Genomic DNA, 16,847 nt, shown 5'->3' on the forward strand with positions numbered 1-16,847 from the left:
CACCCGGGCCGCCTGCGGCCCCGGCCTCGCTTCTGCCCGCGGGCCCTGCGAGCTTGCTCGCGCAGTTCCCCGCGCCCCTAACCCCGCTCACGTCTGCGGACCGTGCCCACGTCTCGCGCGGTTCCCCGCGCCCCTAGGTGGGTCGACCTTGGCAGGGTGCCTCATCGAGCCCACCCCGGCCCGTCCGGCGATTGAGGACGAGCGCCGTCCAGGCGCGAACGGGGTCTGGGGCGGAGCCCCGGGAAACCCCGCTCACGTCTGCGGACCGTGCCCACGTCTCGCGCAGTTCCCTGCGCCCCTGAGGTTCAGGCGCGAACGGGGCTGGGGCGGAGCCCCGGGGAGTTGGGGCCCCGGGGTCCGGCCAGGTGGGGTTACGTCGTGCGGCGGCGGCGTGCGCCGGGGCGGCGCTCGCTGGGACGCGTGACGTGCTCGCCCGCCGACACCGCGGCGTCGCGGCGCGCCGCGCCGAAGTCCGCCAGCGCCTGGGCCAGCTTGTGGACCGACGGCTCCGGGGCCATGACGTCCACCCGCAGCCCGTGCTCCTCCGCGGTCTTCGCCGTGGCGGGGCCGATGCACGCGATCACGGTCACGTTGTGCGGCTTGCCCGCGATGCCGACCAGGTTGCGGACGGTGGACGACGACGTGAAGAGCACCGCGTCGAAGCCGCCGCCCTTGATCGCCTCACGCGTGTCCGCCGGCGGGGGCGAGGCCCGCACCGTCCGGTAGGCCGTGACGTCGTCGACCTCCCAGCCCAGCTCGATCAGGCCCGCCACCAGCGTCTCGGTGGCGATGTCGGCACGCGGCAGGAAGACGCGGTCGATCGGGTCGAAGACCGGGTCGTAGGGCGGCCAGTCCTCCAGGAGACCGGCGGCCGACTGTTCGCCGCTCGGCACCAGGTCCGGCTTCACACCGAATTCCACGAGCGCGGCCGCGGTCTGTTCGCCGACCGCGGCGACCTTGATGCCCGCGAACGCGCGGGCGTCGAGACCGTACTCCTCGAACTTCTCGCGCACGGCCTTCACCGCGTTGACCGAGGTGAACGCGATCCACTCGTAGCGGCCCGTCACCAGGCCCTTGACCGCGCGCTCCATCTGCTGGGGCGTGCGCGGCGGCTCGACGGCGATCGTCGGGACCTCGTGCGGCACGGCACCGTACGACCTGAGCTGGTCGGAGAGCGAGGCGGCCTGCTCCTTCGTACGCGGTACGAGCACGCGCCAGCCGAACAGCGGCTTGGACTCGAACCACGACAGCTGGTCACGTTGGGCAGGGGCACTGCGCTCGCCGACCACGGCTATGACGGCCTGGTGCCCGTCCGGCGAGGGCAGCACCTTCGCCTGCTTGAGCACCTGGGCGACCGTACCGAGCGTCGCGCTCCAGGTCCGCTGCCTGGTCGTGGTGCCGGCGATCGTCACCGACATCGGGGTGTCGGGCTTGCGTCCGGCCGAGACCAGCTCGCCGGCCGCGGCCGCGACGGTCTCCAGGGTGGTGGAGACGACCACCGTCCCGTCGCTCGCGCCGACCTCGGCCCAGCACCGCTCGGAGGCGGTACGGGCGTCGACGAAACGGACGTCCGCGCCGGCCGCGCCGCGCAGCGGCACACCGGCGTACGCGGGCACACCGACCGCGGCGGCCACGCCCGGCACCACCTCGAAGGGGATGCCCTCGGAGGCGCAGGCCAGCATCTCGCCGGCGGCGTCGCCGTCGAGGCCCGGGTCGCCGGAGACCGCACGGACGACCCGCCTGCCGGAGCGCGCGGCCTCCATGACAAGATTGGCGGCGTCCCGCAACACCGGGATCCCGGCGGTTGTTGACGCCTCGTCAACTACCGTCAGCTGGGGCGTGTCCACCCCTGCCCGCGCATGCGCGCGAACGACGTCGAGCACTGCGGGCTCAGCGATCAGGACGTCCGCCGACGCCAGCGCCTCCACGGCGCGCAGCGTCAGCAGACCCGGGTCTCCGGGCCCGGCACCGAGGAAGGTGACGTTTCCGGCAGCGGTGGGGTGGGTGGTGGGGCTCAAAGTTCTCGCTCCCCCATAAGACCGGCCGCACCCTTGGCAAGCATCTCGTCCGCGAGTTCGCGTCCGAGAGCCATCGCCTGGTCGTGCGACGTGGGTACGGGACCGGTGGTGGACAGCTGCACCAGTGAGGAACCGTCGGTGGTACCGACGACTCCGCGCAGGCGCATCTCATGAACAACCTGCTCCTGCGCCATCGAGGTCTCCCCTGCTCGAACGAAGCCGAGAGCTTGGGGAAGGTCGGCGAGTGCACCCACAGGTGCGCTGCAACCGGCCTCCAGGGCGGCGAGCAGGGACCGCTCGGCGGTCACGGCGACCCGCGTGAACGGGTCGTCGAGCTCGGCGAGCGCGGCGGCGAGCTCGGCATTGGCTGCCGCGCACTCGATCGCCAGTGCCCCCTGGCCGGGGGCGGGCAAAACGGTGTCGACCGACAGGAAGTCGGTCACCACGTCGATACGTCCGATGCGCTTCAGCCCGGCGGCGGCCAGGACCACCGCGTCGAGCTCGCCCTTGGTGACGTATCCGACGCGGGTGTCGATGTTGCCGCGGATCGGCACGGTCTCGATGGTGCGGCCGTGGCTGCGGGCGTACGCGTTGAGCTGCGCCATCCGCCGCGGCGAGCCGGTGCCGACGCGGGCCCCGTCCGGAAGCTGCTCGAAGGTCAGCCCGTCGCGGGCGACCAGCACGTCGCGCGGGTCCTCGCGGACCGGGACGGCCGCGAGCACCAGATCGGGGTGCTCGGCGGTGGGCAGGTCCTTCAGGGAGTGCACCGCGAAGTCGACCTCGCCGCGCAGCAGCGCCTCACGCAGCGCGACGACGAACACACCGGTGCCGCCGATCTGCGCGAGGTGCTCGCGGGAGGTGTCCCCGTACGTCGTGATCTCCACCAGCTCGACGGGGCGCCCGGTCAACTGCCGTACCGCGTCGGCCACATGCCCGGACTGGGCCATGGCGAGCTTGCTGCGCCTGGTCCCGAGCCTCAATGCTTTCTCGGTCATGACCGCCCTCGGTTCTTGACATCGGCGTCGTTCAGATCGGCCCTGGAGACGGCGGCCACCGTGTCCGGGTCGAGGTCGAACAGAGTGCGCAGCGCGTCCGCGTAGCCGGCGCCGCCGGGTTCCGCGGCCAGCTGCTTGATCCGCACGGTCGGTGCGTGCAGGAGTTTGTCGACGACGCGGCGCACGGTCTGGGTGACCTCGGCGCGCTGCTTGTCGTCGAGTCCGGGCACCCGGCCCTCCAGGCGCGCGACCTCGCTGGCCACGACCTCGGCGGCCATGGCGCGCAGCGCCACCACGGTGGGCGTGATGTGTGCGGCCCGCTGGGCGGCGCCGAACGCGGCCACCTCGTCGGACACGATCGAGCGCACCTGGTCCACATCGGCGGCCATCGGCGCGTCGGCGGACGCTTCGGCGAGCGACTCGATGTCCACGAGCCGCACCCCGGGGACGCGGTGCACGGCGGCGTCGATGTCCCGCGGCATCGCGAGGTCGAGCAGCGCCAGCTTCACGGGCCCGGCCGGTACGGGAGCGACGCGCCCGGCACGGGAAAGACGCCGCTGGGTGTTCTCGGCCCAACTGCCGTGCAGCTCAAGGGAGTCGGCGTCGACACCCGGGGTCGCGGCGGCCGCGCCGTCGGCCCGGAGCGCCTCGTCCACCACCCCGAACCCGGCGACCGCGGCACCCGCGACCGCCGTGCCAGGGAAGTCGACGGGGCACCCCGTGACAGCGGCGGCATCTGCCGACGCGGCCGGCTCGGCCGCCTTCAGCTCCTCGCCCACCGCGAAGGCCACGGCCTCGCCGGTGAGCACGAGGCCGGTGGCACCGGTGCAGGACACCGCCACGTCGACTCGTGTCAGTTCGCGTGCGACGTCGGCCATCGCCACGGCGCGCGCGGCCGTGCCCGACTCGCCGAGGATCTCGGCGAGGCGCTCGGCGCGGGCGTGGGTCCGGTTGGCGACGACGATCTCGCGGATGCCGATCCGGCCCAGCGTCGCCGCGGCGAGCGAGGACATCGAACCGGCGCCGATCACCAGCGCCCGCTTGCCCTTGGCCCAGTCCTCGACCGGCTCGCCCGCGGCGAGCTGCTCCAGACCGAAGGTGACGAGCGACTGCCCGGCCCGGTCGATGCCGGTCTCGCTGTGGGCTCGCTTGCCGACCCGCAGCGCCTGCTGGAACAGGTCGTTCAACAGGCGCCCCGCGGTGTGCAGTTCCTGCCCGAGCGCGAGGGTGTCCTTGATCTGCCCGAGGATCTGGCCCTCGCCGACGACCATCGAGTCGAGGCCGCAGGCCACCGAGAAGAGGTGGTGGACGGCCCGGTCCTCGTAGTGCACGTACAGATAGGGGGTCAGCTCTTCGAGGCCGACGCCGCTGTGCTGGGCGAGCAGCGTGGAGAGCTCGGCGACGCCGGCGTGGAACTTGTCCACGTCCGCGTACAGCTCGATCCGGTTGCAGGTGGCGAGCACCGCGGCCTCGGCGGCGGGCTCGGCGGCCAGCGTGTCGTGCAGCAGCTTGACCTGCGCGTCCGGGGAGAGGGAGGCTCGCTCCAGGACGCTCACGGGGGCGCTGCGGTGGCTCAGACCGACGACCAGGAGGCTCATGCCGGCATCACGGCGGGCATGTCCCCGTCCGGTCCCTTCCGGACATTGCCCGCGCCACCGCGCACCGGCGGCACCACGGCCGCGGTGGCCTCGGCGACGGCGGCTTCCTCGCCGGCCTTGCGCTGCTCGTGGAAGGCGAGGATCTGGAGCTCGATGGAGAGGTCGACCTTGCGCACGTCGACGCCCTCGGGCACCGACAGGACCGTCGGCGCGAAGTTCAGGATGGAGGTGACTCCGGCGGCGACCAGGCGGTCGCAGACCTGCTGGGCGGCGCCCGCCGGGGTCGCGATGACCCCGATCGACACGCCGTTGTCGCTGATGATCTTCTCCAGGTCGTCGGTGTGCCGCACCGGCATGCCTGCCACCGGCTTCCCGGCCATCGCGGGGTCGGCGTCTATCAGGGCCGCGACGCGGAAACCACGGGAGGCGAAGCCGCCGTAGTTGGCGAGCGCGGCGCCGAGGTTGCCGATACCGACGATGACAACCGGCCAGTCCTGGGTCAGCCCCAGTTCCCGGGAGATCTGGTAGACGAGATACTCGACGTCGTACCCGACACCGCGGGTGCCGTACGAGCCCAGGTACGAGAAGTCCTTGCGCAGCTTCGCGGAGTTGACCCCGGCGGCGGCCGCGAGCTCCTCGGAGGAGACCGTCGGCACGGAGCGCTCCGAAAGTCCGGTGAGCGCGCGCAGGTACAGCGGAAGCCTGGCGACCGTGGCCTCGGGGATTCCTCGGCTTCGGGTCGCCGGTCGGTGAGTTCGGCCAGTTGCCACGGTGCTCCTGCGGGATGAGCGGGGCTGTAGGCGGCCACACGTTCCAGGGCCGCCCCGTCGGATGCAGGCTATGTCTTTGTGAACGCGTGCACAAAGATGGTGTCCGCTTTGTCCGAGCAAAGTGACCGGGCTCACGCGAGTCGAGGAGGGAATCGCGGAACCACAGACGGGTTCAGTCCGTTCAGGACCCGAAGGGGGCAAAGCCGCACACTCTCCTCACAGCGATACCCCCGAACCACAGCAAAACGACCATGATGGTAACCGCAACCATCACGATCCCCATCATCTCGCTGCTCAGCCGCCCAGCGCCCGGAACTGCGCCGGTGCTCACTTCAGCCGGCCAGTGCGCCCTTGAGCCGGGCCGGGTCCACGCGCCAGAAGGTGTGCTGCTCGCCGTCGACCAGCACCACCGGGATCTGCTCCCAGTACTCCTTGTACAACGCCTCGTCCTGGGTGATGTCCTTCTTCTCCCAGGACGCGCCCGTCTCGGCACACACGGCCTCGATCACCTCCTGTGCGTCGTCGCACAAATGGCAGCCGGGCTTCCCGATCAGCGTGACCATCCGCCCGGCGGGGTCCCGCTGCGGCTGCTTCTTCGTACGTCGCGGCAAGAAACTCATGCCTCCCATTCTCCAACCCCCACGCCTCCCGGGAACCCCATAAGCCCGGATCGTCCGTTTAACACGGTGGCCTCGGAGAGTTCACGCCATCGCTCCCCGGCGAGTCGGGAACTTCCGAACAGACTGGCTATGCTCACGGCATGGCCGCACTGGGATGGCTCACCCCTCGTAGGCGCTCGGCGACAGCACGCAGCGTGCTGGCCGGCGAGGCCGCAGCCGAGGCAGCCCGCAAGTCCTCGCAGGAACTGGCAGAGCTCGCAGCACTGGCGGACACAGCCGCCGAGCGGCCCTCGGAGCCGGACTTCCCCGTCGTGGGGGACGACCTCGCCGCGGCCTTCTTCGACCTCGACAACACCGTGATGCAGGGCGCCGCCCTCTTCCACTTCGGCCGGGGCCTGTACAAGCGGAAGTTCTTCCAGCGCCGCGAGCTCGCGAAGTTTGCCTGGCAGCAGGCCTGGTTCCGGCTCGCCGGCGTCGAGGACCCCGAGCACATGCAGGACGCCCGCGACAGCGCCCTGTCCATCGTCAAGGGCCACCGCGTCTCCGAGCTGATGTCGATCGGCGAGGAGATCTACGACGAGTACATGGCCGACCGCATCTGGCCCGGCACCCGTGCGCTGGCCCAGGCCCACCTCGACGCGGGCCAGAAGGTCTGGCTGGTGACGGCCGCGCCGGTCGAGACCGCCACGATCATCGCCCGCCGCCTGGGCCTGACCGGCGCGCTCGGCACGGTCGCCGAGTCCGTGGGCGGTGTCTATACGGGACGCTTGGTGGGCGAGCCGCTGCACGGGCCGGCCAAGGCGGAGGCGGTGCGGGCACTGGCCGCCGCCGAGGGACTCGATCTGTCGCGCTGTGCCGCGTACAGCGACTCGCACAACGACATCCCGATGCTCTCGCTCGTCGGCCACCCCTACGCCATCAACCCGGACGCCAAACTCCGCAAGTACGCCCGCGACCGCGAGTGGCGCCTGCGCGACTACCGCACCGGCCGCAAGGCCGCGAAGCTCGGCATCCCGGCCGCCGCCGGCGTGGGCGCGCTGGCGGGCGGCACGGCCGCCGCCGTGGCCCTGCACCGCCGCCGGCGGTAGCCGACAGCCGGAATATTCGATTGCGGGGGTTTCGCCCCCATCCCCCGTGGCCCGCCTGCCCCGTTGCCGACACCCGGGCACAACAGATCCCCGGCACGGACAGATCTCGAAGCAATCCGATCAACTTCTGCTCACGATGTGCGACTTGAACAGCTACATAGACGTAACAGAAGCGACGGAATCGACGATTTGAGCAACTGGGTGTAGCGCTCCCTGCACGAAGCGTTATTCTCCTCAGACGCAATCCGGAACCCGCACATCGCCACGATGGGTGAACGGTTCCGCACTGCACGTGATGGAAGCTCTGCCTCTGGGAGTCCCGTGTACCCACACGTCGGGGTTGACGCCTCGGGCCTGGCTACGCTGCGCGGGGCGGTCATCGACCGCCTGCGCGTCTTCGTCCCCACCGCGTACGCCGGCGCCCCTGCCTTCGCCACCGCAACACCCGTCGGGCCCTGCTATGCCCTGGCCGACGGTGGCGCCGCAGTCGGTAGACGGAGCGGCGGCCGCAGCACGGGCACGTCCGCGACGTCCACCGTCCGCCGGCCCACCGCCGACAGCGACAGCGCCCGCATGATGGACCTCGTCGAACGCGCACAGGCCGGCGAGGCCGACGCCTTCGGGCGGCTCTACGACCAGTACAGCGACACGGTCTACCGCTACATCTACTACCGCGTCGGCGGCAAGGCGACGGCCGAGGACCTCACCAGCGAGACGTTCCTGCGCGCGCTGCGCCGGATCTCCACCTTCACCTGGCAGGGCCGCGACTTCGGCGCCTGGCTGGTCACGATCGCGCGCAACCTGGTCGCCGACCACTTCAAGTCGAGCCGTTTCCGGCTCGAAGTGACCACCGGCGAAATGCTCGACGCCAACGAGGTCGAGCGCTCCCCGGAGGACTCCGTCCTGGAGTCCCTCTCCAACGCCGCCCTGCTCGAAGCCGTACGCAAGCTCAATCCGCAGCAGCAGGAGTGCGTCACCCTGCGCTTCCTCCAGGGCCTCTCGGTCGCCGAGACCGCCCGCGTCATGGGCAAGAACGAGGGTGCGATCAAGACCCTCCAGTACCGGGCCGTGCGCACCCTCGCGCGGCTCCTCCCGGAAGACGCCCGCTGACCTGCCCCGCCTCCTCCCGGACGACGCCGGTCGATCCGCCCGGGGCGGGCCAAACTCACCTTCGGTGAGCGCCCGATAACGCTGCGATCCGATCATCCTTCCTCCGTAACCCAAGTGCCGCGTCCGTCGTTGTCCGGAATGAAGGCTCCCTGTGGTCACGCCATGTCCACAGCCGCTCACTCGATCGTGTGGATGTGCTCAAGGCGTGCAACCTTCCAGGCCCCTTGGGGAGTCGACCGTGATGACGAGAGGAGGTGCCGCCAGTGATCGCGAACGTATCGGCGCACCGGCGGGCGAACGCCTTCGCCCAGGCCCTGGAAGAAGCCTCGGCGGCCGACCAGGAGACACCCGATACCGGAACGGCCGAACAGGCCGACACCGGAAGGATGTTGACCCTGGCGGGTGGGCTCGGCGAACTGCCGAAACCGGAGATGGACCCGCAGGTCAAGGTGGAGCAGCGAACGCTGCTCATGGCCGAGATGGAGCGGATGTTCGCCGGCGGCGCTGCCGCCGACCCTCAGGTGCCCGAGCAGCGGACCGGCCGCGGCGCCCACCGGGCGGCGTCGCTCCGGAAATTGCGACCCCGCTCCCGCTGGTCCAAGGGCATCGCGGCGGGCGGACTCAGCATCGGTGTGGCAGCGGGCGCGTTCAGCGGAGTGGCCGCTGCGAGTTCCGACGCCCTTCCCGGTGATTCCCTGTACGGGCTGAAGCGCGGCATGGAAGACCTGAAGCTCGGTATGGCCGACGACGACGCCAGCCGGGGTGAGCTCTACCTCGACCAGGCGTCCACCCGGCTCTCCGAGGCGCGCCGCCTGATGGAGCGGGGTCGTGCGGGCGACCTCGACCACGAGCAGCTCGGGGAGGTCCGCCGCGCCCTGAACGGCATGGAGCACGACGCCTCCGAAGGCCACCGCCTGCTGCACGAGGCCTATGCGCGGGACGGCTCCATCGCCCCCATCGCCGCGCTGAACTCGTTCGCCCAGGCGCACCGCGACAGTTGGAGCAAACTCCGCGGCAAGCTGCCCGCCCAGCTGACCGATGTCGGCGACAAGGTGAGCTCAGTCTTCGCCGCCATAGACCAGGAGGTCGGGCCGCTCCAGTCGATGCTGCCCAAGACGTCGTCCACGACGCACGGCCGGACCGGCTCGTCGCGCCCCGGCGCCTCCTCCGGCACCGCTCACCCGTCCACCCCGTCCTCGTCCGGCTCCTCGGGCCACGGCACGCCGCCCACCAGTGGCAAGCCGCAGCCTTCGGGCCCCCCGTCGAACGAGGGCCTCCTCGGCGGCAACACGGGCGGCCTGTTCGAGCCGGGCACCGGGGTCACCGCCCCCGGCCAGCCGGGCCAGCCCGCCAGGCCCCCGGTCCCGGACGTCACCCTGCCCCCGCTCCTGCCGGGCCTGCTGCCGGGCCTGGGCATTGACGGGGACAAGACGGAGAAGACGGAGTAGGTACGGATGTGACTGAGGGGCCGGGGTTCTCCCCGGCCCCTCAGTCACATCCGGCGCGACCCGCGCCCGCAACAGAACACCCACAACAGAACCCGGACCTCAGAAGAACCCCGGACCCCAGAGGCACCCCGGGCCTCAGAAGAACACGGACCTCCGCTGCACGAGCAGCTTGTACAGCGTGTGCTGGATCTGCTCCCGCACCTGGTCCGTGAGGTTGAACATCAGCATCGGGTCCTCCGCCGCCTCCGGCGGATACCCGTCCGTCGGGATCGGCTCGCCGAACTGGATCGTCCACTTCGTCGGCAGCGGCACGAGCCCCATCGGGCCGAGCCACGGGAACGTCGGCGTGATGGGGAAGTACGGGATCCCAAGCAGCCGGGCCAGCGTCTTGGCGTTCCCGATCATCGGGTAGATCTCCTCCGCGCCGACGATCGAGCACGGCACGATGGGCGTGCCCGCCTTCAGCGCCGTCGACACGAAGCCGCCCCGCCCGAACCGCTGTAGCTTGTACCGGTCGCCGAACGGCTTGCCGATGCCCTTGAACCCCTCCGGCATCACGCCGACGACCTCGCCGCGCTCCAGGAGCGCCTGGGCGTCCTCCGAACAGGCCAGGGTGTGCCCGGCCTTGCGGGCCAGTTCGTTGACGACCGGCAGCATGAACACCAAGTCGGCCGCGAGCAGCCGCAGATGCCGCCCGGCCGGATGGTGGTCGTGGACGGCCACCTGCATCATCAGCCCGTCCAGCGGCAGCGTCCCGGAGTGGTTGGCGACGACGAGCGCCCCGCCCTCGGCCGGGATGTTCTCGACGCCCTTCACCTCCACCCGGAAGTACTTCTCGTAGAACGGCCGCAGGATCGACATCAGGACCTGGTCGGTGAGCTCCTTGTCGTAGCCGAACTCGTCGACGTCGTACTCACCGGTGATCCGCCGCCGCAGGAAGGACAGGCCGCCCGCGATGCGCCGGTCCCAGCCGCCGTACTGCCCTGCGGGTGCCGCCGCAGCGGCCCCGGAAGCCTCCTCGGTGGCCTCGTGGGCCACCGGCAGTGCGCTGACCGGCGCCGCGGGCCTGTCGAGCGGCTGAGCCACCGGGTCGACCTTGCGGCGGCCCGCGGCCGGGCGCCTGCGGCCGGTGCGTTGCGCGCTCTGGCGCGAGCGGTCGTCGTCGAACGGGATGACCTTGGCGTCCGCCATCGTTGGTGCGCTCCTCATTCCGCGTTCGAAGGGGTGGTGGCGTGGGCGGGGACCGCGCCCGGGAAGGGCGCGAACGGCAGCCCCGCCACCCGGTCCACGGCCCGCGCCAGCGAGTCCGGCGGCAGCAGACCGGGGCCCCGGCTGCGCGCGAAGTCCGCGAAGGCCCCGGCCGTCGTGTACTTGGGCTCGTACCCCAGCGTCTCGCGCATCTGGATGGTGCTGACCACCCTGCCGTGCGTGAGCAAACGAATCTGCTCCGGCGAGAAGTCGGTCACCCCCACCGTTCTGAGCGCCGTGCCGACCCAGCGCACCGCCGGCAGCATCACCGGCACCGTGGGCCGCCCGAGCCGTCGCGAGCACTGCGACAACAGCAGCACGCCCTCCCCCGCCACATTGAACGTCCCGCTGTTGAGGGTGCCACGCCGCGGCTCGCCCGAGGCGATCCGCAGCACGTCGATCACGTCGTCCTCGTGGACGAACTGGAGCCGCGGGTCATAGCCGAACACCGTCGGCAGCACCGGCAGCGAAAAGTACTCGGCGAGCGGCGAGTCCGCGCCCGGACCCAGGATGTTCGCGAAACGCAGCACGCACACCGCCACATCGGGCCGCCTGCGCGCGAAGCCGCGCACATAGCCCTCGACCTCGACCGCGTCCTTCGCGAAGCCCCCACTGGGCAGCGATTTGGGCGGCGTCGTCTCGGTGAACACCGCCGGATCGCGGGGCGCCGACCCGTACACGCTCGTACTGGACTTCACCACGAGCCGCTTCACGGTCGGCGACTTCTGACAGGCACCGAGCAGCTGCATGGTGCCGATGACGTTGGTTTCCTTGACCGTGGCACGCCCGCCTCCGGAACTCAGCGGCGTCCCGGTCACATCCATGTGCACCACGGTGTCCACACCGTGCTCGGCGAGCACCTTCGCTATCGCTGGCTGGCGGATGTCCGCCCGTACGAAATCGGCACCACCCAAATGGTGCCCCGGCCGGACCACATCGACCCCGATCACCCGGTCCACTTCCGGGTCCCGCTGGATCCGGCGCACCAGGCGACCGCCCAGCTGCCGGGCCACTCCGGTGACGAGCACGACCTTCCCCAAGATCAGCGCCTTCCTTCGGCCTTCGGTACGCCCTTGCACCCTCTGCGCCACCGTAGCGGCTGGATGTTGCGTGGTGATGGCCCCGTACCGGCGCATGGCCGAGAAAATGCCTCCGCGAACGCCGCAGCCCCCCCACCGACAATGCGGCGGGAGGGCTGCGAATTCACGAACAGCGCTCGCTTACTTCTTGTTGCGACGCTGAACGCGCGTGCGCTTGAGCAGCTTGCGGTGCTTCTTCTTGGCCATCCGCTTGCGCCGCTTCTTGATAACAGAGCCCACGACTACCCTCGCTCACTTCTTCTCACTCGGTGCGGGGCGTCTGGGCCCACACGACCTACGTCGGCCTAGCCTACCTGCCACCGAGTGAGGGACGTAATCCGAGGGGAGCGAGTGACTCCCTCAGACCGTTTCCACCCCCACAAAGGACTCGCGGAGATACTCGTGAACTGCCTGTTCCGGAACCCGGAAGGACCTGCCCACCCGGATCGCCGGCAGATGACCGCTGTGCACCAAGCGGTACACGGTCATCTTTGACACTCGCATCACCGAGGCGACTTCCGCCACGGTCAGGAACTTGACCTCGTTGAGAGGCCTGTCACTCCCAGCAGCCATGACCCACCTGTACCTTCCGCACCGAACGCGCACCGGCTTCCCCTCCGGTGACTCAACGTCGCTGTGCGCTCACTCCCCAGACTAGGGGCGGGTGGTGCGAGTGGGGAAGAGGAGCTGCCATCGGCCGCCTACTGTGACAGACACGCTCGATTGAGTACATAGCGAGTAAGCGGCCGGTAGTAATCAGACCGCACAGCGTCATCAAGCGGAACGGCCACGGCCACCCGCCCCTCGGCCTCGCCGACGAACAGCGCGGGGTCGTCGGTATCCGCCAGCCCGACCGCCTCAATGCCCAGCTGACCTGCCCCGCAGACCCATCCGTGATCTCCGATCACAAGATCGGGAACCCGCCCGCAATCCCCCGCCGCGACCCCCAGCGCGACCCGAACCGGCAGCGGTGAATGGCTGTGCGCACCCGGCGCGCTCCCGGCCGCCGGTACGCCGGGTTCCCGCACCAACGCGACTCCCCGTACGTAGTCAAGGTTGTACGTACGTACCCCGAACCGGGTCGTTATGTCGACAGAGCTACCCTGCGCAGGGGTGAGAACAGGGCAGCCCGCCGCCGACAAAGCGTCCGCCAGCGCGGCGTAGAACCCGAGCAGCCGGTGCGGATGCCCGGTGCCGAGCAGCACCGCGCCCTGCCGTGCGGCGACCTCCCCGAGCCGCGCCGCGAAGGCGTCGAGTCCCGCCAACGTCCGCTCCGGGTCGATGACATCGGGCCCGCTGACGTGCCGCGGATCGTCGCTCACCCCGCACTTGTCCGCCATCAGCCGCAACAAGTCCCGCTCGCCCCAGTGCCATTCGGGCTCGAGGCCGAGGGTGACCCGCGGATCCCGGGCCGCGAACAGGCGGTAACTCCGCAGGCTCTCCTCCCGAGAGGTCGCCACGGGCCCGGACAGCCTTGCCGCCAGAAGATGCGCCCGCAGCGCCCCAGTGCTCAACACCCGACGATGCTCCCGCAGGGGCGGGTTCCGGGTGCCAAAACAGGCTGGAGAACGCACAGTTGGCGTAACAGCGACGGCGCTCCAGCCACATCAGCCCCTCAGGCCAGCAACCCCCGCAACGGAAACACCGCCCGCCGGGTCGCCAGCACCGCCTGGTCGAGCCGGTCCGCCGGGTCGTACCCCGCGTCCCATCCCCGCCAGGACACCACCCGCCCGTCCGTCATCCGCCCCGGCCCCAACTGCCGCGTACGCGCGAACACTTCATCCCGCCAGGACGCCGGAATCACCGACTCCGGGTCGATGGGCGCATGCCCGGCGATCCCCACCAGATGCGTCCAGGAACGCGGCACCACATCCACCACCGCATACCCGCCGCCCCCCAGCGCCAGCCACTTCGCCCCCTCGACGTACTCGTGCGCGAGCTCGTGGCAGGCGGCCTGCACCGCCCGCTGGGCGTCCAGCGAAACGGCCAGGTGCGCCAGCGGATCCTCGAAGTGCGTATCGGCGCCGTGCTGGGTGACGAGCAGCTGTGGCCGAAAGTCGGCGATCAGCTCCGGCACCACGGCGTGGAAGGCTCGCAGCCACCCCTCGTCCCCCGTCCCGGCCGGCAGCGCGAGATTGACGGCGCCGCCCTCGCCGGGCCCGTCCGCACCGGTCTCCTCCGGCCACCCGGTCCCGGGAAACAGCAGGCGGGGATGCTCGTGCAGTGAGACCGTCAGGACGCGCGGGTCCTCCCAGAACGCCGCCTGCACCCCATCCCCGTGGTGCACGTCGACATCGACATAGGCGACCCGCTCGACACCCAGCTCAAGCAGCCGGGCGATCGCGAGCGCGGCATCGTTGTAGACGCAGAATCCGGCCGCCCCGCCCGGCATCGCGTGGTGCAGCCCGCCCGCGAAGTTCACCGCGTGCGCGGCCTCCCCCGCCCACACCGCCTCGGCGGCGGCGACCGACTGCCCGGCGATCAGCGCGGAGGCCTCGTGCATACCGGCGAACGCGGGATCGTCCATCGTCCCGAGCCCGTACGAGGTGTCCGCGGCCCGCGGGTTCGCGGAGGCCGCCCGCACCGCGTCGATGTAGTCCTCGCGGTGCACGAGCCTCAGCGTCGAGTCCCCGGCCGCGGGCGCGGCGACCACGTCCAGCTGCTTGTCGAGCCCGTACGCCCGCACCAGACCCATGGTCAGCGCGAGCCGGACCGGGTCCATCGGATGACTCGACCCGAAGTCGTAGCGCGTGACAGCTTCATCCCACATCAACAGTGCGCGGCCGCTCATGCCCGCCACCGTATCGGGCGGCCTGCGAGCCGAACGAACGGGCGTACACCAGCGTCAGCAGCACCAGGACCATCGGAACGAGCATCGCCCCCCGATAGCTCCACGCATCGCCCAGCGCACCGACGAGCGGCGAGCCGACGAGGAACCCTACGTAGTTGAAGACGTTGAGCCGGGCGACCGCGGCATCGCTGGCCCCCGGGAACAGCCGCCCGGCAGCCGCGAAGGTCTGCGGCACGATCACACAGAGCCCGAACCCGAGCAGAGTGAATCCGGCCATCCCCGCCCACGGCCCCGGCGCGGCCGCCACCACGGCGAACCCGCCCGCCGCGAGCACCGTCCCGAGCCGCACCACCGCAACCGCCCCGAACCGCCGCACTCCGAAGTCCCCCGCGGCCCGCCCGAGCAGCGTGGTGACCATGTAGACGTTGTACGGAACGGTCGACAGCTGTTCCGAACTGCCCAGGGTGTCCTGGAGGTACTTCGCGCTCCAGTTGGAGACGGTCGAGTCGCCGATGTACGCGAAGCACATCACCAGGCACAGCGGCAGCAGCAACCGGAAGACGACGGGCTTCGCCCCAGTGCCGCCCTCCGCCACGCCACCGGCGGGCTCCCCGTCGACGTACCACCGGCTGGCGACCAGACACACCGGCAGCAGCACGGCGACGACCGGCGAGTACGACACGAGCAGCGACAGGTGCCAGTGGGCCCCGGCCCAGGCGAGCGAGGCACCCCCGATCCCGCCGAGGCTGTACGAGGCGTGGAACCCGAGCATGATGCTGCGCCCGTACGACCGCTGGAGACTGACCCCCAGCATGTTCATCGAGGCGTCCAGCGCCCCGACCGAAAGCCCGAACGCCCCGAGCGCCAGCGCGGCCTGCCACATCCGGCCGCCCGCGCCGGCCCCGAGCAGCGCCAGGAGCACGGCGGGCTGGGCGAACCGCAGCACCGCGCTCGGCCGCACCCGCTTGATCAGCTGCTCGGTACAGACGCTGCTGACCCCGGCGAGGATCGGCACGGCCGCGAGGAAGACGGGCAGCAGCCCGTCGGAGATCCCGTACCGGTCCTGGATCGCGGGTATGCGGGTCACCAGGAGGGCGAAGGCCATGCCCTGGGCGAAGAAGCTCACCGCGAGGGACGCCCTGCCGTGCCGCAGGCGTGCGTCTGTCATGGCCGCACAGCCTAGGGCCGTCACTTACTCCTGGGTAGATGGATCACCCGAGCAATCCGAGCAGCTGCCGCATGTCCTCGAAGAGCCCGTTGGCGCCGGCGAGTCGCTCGGCGGGTGTCATCGCGGTGAACCCGTACACGTCCATCCCCGCGGCCCGCGCGGCCTCGACGCCGAGGCGGCTGTCCTCGACCACGGCGCACCGCTCGGGCGCGACGCCCATCCGTTCGGCCGCGTGCAGGAACAGGTCCGGCGCGGGCTTGCCGCGCCCGACGTCCTCCGAGGAGAACACCCACTCCTCCTCGAACCACTCGTCGAGCCCGGTCGTGCGGTGCCCCACCCGGATCCGCTCGTGCGTGCCGGACGACGCCACGCAGTACGGCACCCCGTCCGCGACCAGCTTGCCCAGTACGTCGGTGACCCCGGCGACGGGCCGCAGCTCCCGCTCGAACGCGGCGAAGATCCGGGCGTGCAGCGTCTCGTCGAAGTCGAGGGGCAGCGACGCCCCGGTCCGTTCCTTGATCAGGTCGTGTACGCGATGAACGGCGGCCCCCATGTAGTCGCGGAGGGACTCCTCGTACGAGGTGGCGTGACCGAGTTCCGTGAGGTACCCGGCCAGGATCGTGTTGGAGAGGGGCTCGCTGTCCACGAGCACGCCGTCGTTGTCGAAGATGATGAGGTCATAACGCATGACTCGACCTTAAACGCAGAAAAGCCCCGCACCGTGATCCCGAAGGACCATGATGCGGGGCTTTCCCCAAAAATTGTTCGGCGGCGTCCTACTCTCCCACAGGGTCCCCCCTGCAGTACCATCGGCGCTGAAAGGCTTAGCTTCCGGGTTCGGAATGTAACCGGGCGTTTCCCTAACGCTATGACCACCGAAACACTATGAAGTTGAACACCGGAACCCCAAGCAG

16 protein-coding genes and 1 rRNA gene are annotated in these 16,847 nt (G+C 70.7%); 3 read left to right on the forward strand and 14 right to left on the reverse strand.

Going from position 1 to position 16,847, the window contains the following annotated elements; all coding sequences use genetic code 11:
- Positions 1-371: 371 nt before the first annotated feature.
- The 5 genes from OG522_RS16290 to OG522_RS16310 form a co-directional block, all read right to left on the reverse strand.
- Positions 372-2,018 carry a bifunctional uroporphyrinogen-III C-methyltransferase/uroporphyrinogen-III synthase gene (locus OG522_RS16290; protein ID WP_329463695.1) on the reverse strand — a complete coding sequence of 549 codons (1,647 nt, stop codon included), beginning with the start codon at positions 2,016-2,018 and terminating at the stop codon, positions 372-374.
- The gene (hemC, locus tag OG522_RS16295) at positions 2,015-3,013 is read right to left on the reverse strand and encodes a hydroxymethylbilane synthase (RefSeq protein WP_329463696.1); all 999 of its coding nucleotides are present in this window, start codon (positions 3,011-3,013) and stop codon (positions 2,015-2,017) included. Before hemC ends, OG522_RS16290 begins: the two co-directional genes overlap by 4 nt.
- Positions 3,010-4,611, reverse strand: a complete 1,602-nt coding sequence (locus OG522_RS16300) for a glutamyl-tRNA reductase (protein ID WP_329463698.1) — start codon at positions 4,609-4,611, stop codon at positions 3,010-3,012. The genes hemC and OG522_RS16300 overlap by 4 nt, the downstream gene beginning before the upstream one ends.
- Positions 4,608-5,381: a redox-sensing transcriptional repressor Rex gene (locus OG522_RS16305; protein ID WP_329463699.1), complete on the reverse strand. Its 774-nt coding sequence runs from the start codon at positions 5,379-5,381 to the stop codon at positions 4,608-4,610. The genes OG522_RS16300 and OG522_RS16305 overlap by 4 nt, the downstream gene beginning before the upstream one ends.
- A gap of 332 nt (positions 5,382-5,713) precedes the next feature.
- Entirely contained in the window at positions 5,714-6,001 is a 288-nt protein-coding gene (locus tag OG522_RS16310; protein ID WP_329463700.1) for a glutaredoxin family protein, read from the reverse strand.
- Between the two features lie 140 nt (positions 6,002-6,141).
- On the opposite strand from OG522_RS16310, the gene OG522_RS16315 reads away from it, so the two are divergent.
- The 3 genes from OG522_RS16315 (at position 6,142) to OG522_RS16325 (ending at position 9,647) form a co-directional block, all read left to right on the forward strand.
- Positions 6,142-7,089, forward strand: a complete 948-nt coding sequence (locus OG522_RS16315; RefSeq protein WP_329463701.1) for an HAD family hydrolase — start codon at positions 6,142-6,144, stop codon at positions 7,087-7,089.
- 321 nt (positions 7,090-7,410) lie between these two features.
- Entirely contained in the window at positions 7,411-8,199 is a 789-nt protein-coding gene (locus OG522_RS16320) for an ECF subfamily RNA polymerase sigma factor, BldN family (protein WP_329463702.1), read from the forward strand.
- A 263-nt stretch (positions 8,200-8,462) separates the two neighbouring features.
- Positions 8,463-9,647: a DUF5667 domain-containing protein gene (locus OG522_RS16325; RefSeq protein ID WP_329463704.1), complete on the forward strand. Its 1,185-nt coding sequence runs from the start codon at positions 8,463-8,465 to the stop codon at positions 9,645-9,647.
- 135 nt (positions 9,648-9,782) lie between these two features.
- Here OG522_RS16325 and OG522_RS16330 read toward each other — a convergent pair whose 3' ends face one another.
- The 9 genes from OG522_RS16330 to rrf form a co-directional block, all read right to left on the reverse strand.
- Complete coding sequence (locus tag OG522_RS16330; RefSeq protein ID WP_329463705.1) at positions 9,783-10,838, reverse strand: lysophospholipid acyltransferase family protein; 1,056 nt, start codon at positions 10,836-10,838, stop codon at positions 9,783-9,785.
- Between the two features lie 14 nt (positions 10,839-10,852).
- Positions 10,853-11,935 carry an NAD-dependent epimerase/dehydratase family protein gene (locus OG522_RS16335; RefSeq protein WP_329463706.1) on the reverse strand — a complete coding sequence of 361 codons (1,083 nt, stop codon included), beginning with the start codon at positions 11,933-11,935 and terminating at the stop codon, positions 10,853-10,855.
- A gap of 180 nt (positions 11,936-12,115) precedes the next feature.
- Positions 12,116-12,214, reverse strand: a complete 99-nt coding sequence (locus OG522_RS16340) for a 30S ribosomal protein bS22 (RefSeq protein WP_003948845.1) — start codon at positions 12,212-12,214, stop codon at positions 12,116-12,118.
- A 120-nt stretch (positions 12,215-12,334) separates the two neighbouring features.
- The gene (locus OG522_RS16345; RefSeq protein ID WP_329463707.1) at positions 12,335-12,547 is read right to left on the reverse strand and encodes a helix-turn-helix domain-containing protein; all 213 of its coding nucleotides are present in this window, start codon (positions 12,545-12,547) and stop codon (positions 12,335-12,337) included.
- A gap of 128 nt (positions 12,548-12,675) precedes the next feature.
- A complete protein-coding gene (locus OG522_RS16350) occupies positions 12,676-13,491 on the reverse strand; it encodes a phosphatase (protein ID WP_329463708.1) in 816 nt (271 codons plus the stop codon).
- Positions 13,492-13,589: 98 nt separating this feature from the next.
- Positions 13,590-14,765 carry an acetoin utilization protein AcuC gene (locus tag OG522_RS16355; protein ID WP_329463709.1) on the reverse strand — a complete coding sequence of 392 codons (1,176 nt, stop codon included), beginning with the start codon at positions 14,763-14,765 and terminating at the stop codon, positions 13,590-13,592.
- Positions 14,734-15,933, reverse strand: coding sequence for an MFS transporter (locus OG522_RS16360; RefSeq protein WP_329463710.1), 1,200 nt, complete (start codon positions 15,931-15,933; stop codon positions 14,734-14,736). Before OG522_RS16360 ends, OG522_RS16355 begins: the two co-directional genes overlap by 32 nt.
- A 43-nt stretch (positions 15,934-15,976) precedes the next feature.
- A complete protein-coding gene (locus OG522_RS16365) occupies positions 15,977-16,621 on the reverse strand; it encodes an HAD family hydrolase (protein ID WP_329463711.1) in 645 nt (214 codons plus the stop codon).
- 75 nt (positions 16,622-16,696) lie between these two features.
- Positions 16,697-16,813 (reverse strand): 5S ribosomal RNA (gene rrf, locus OG522_RS16370).
- Positions 16,814-16,847: the final 34 nt, after the last annotated feature.

Source organism: Streptomyces sp. NBC_01431 (assembly GCF_036231355.1).
GTDB lineage: Bacteria > Actinomycetota > Actinomycetes > Streptomycetales > Streptomycetaceae > Streptomyces.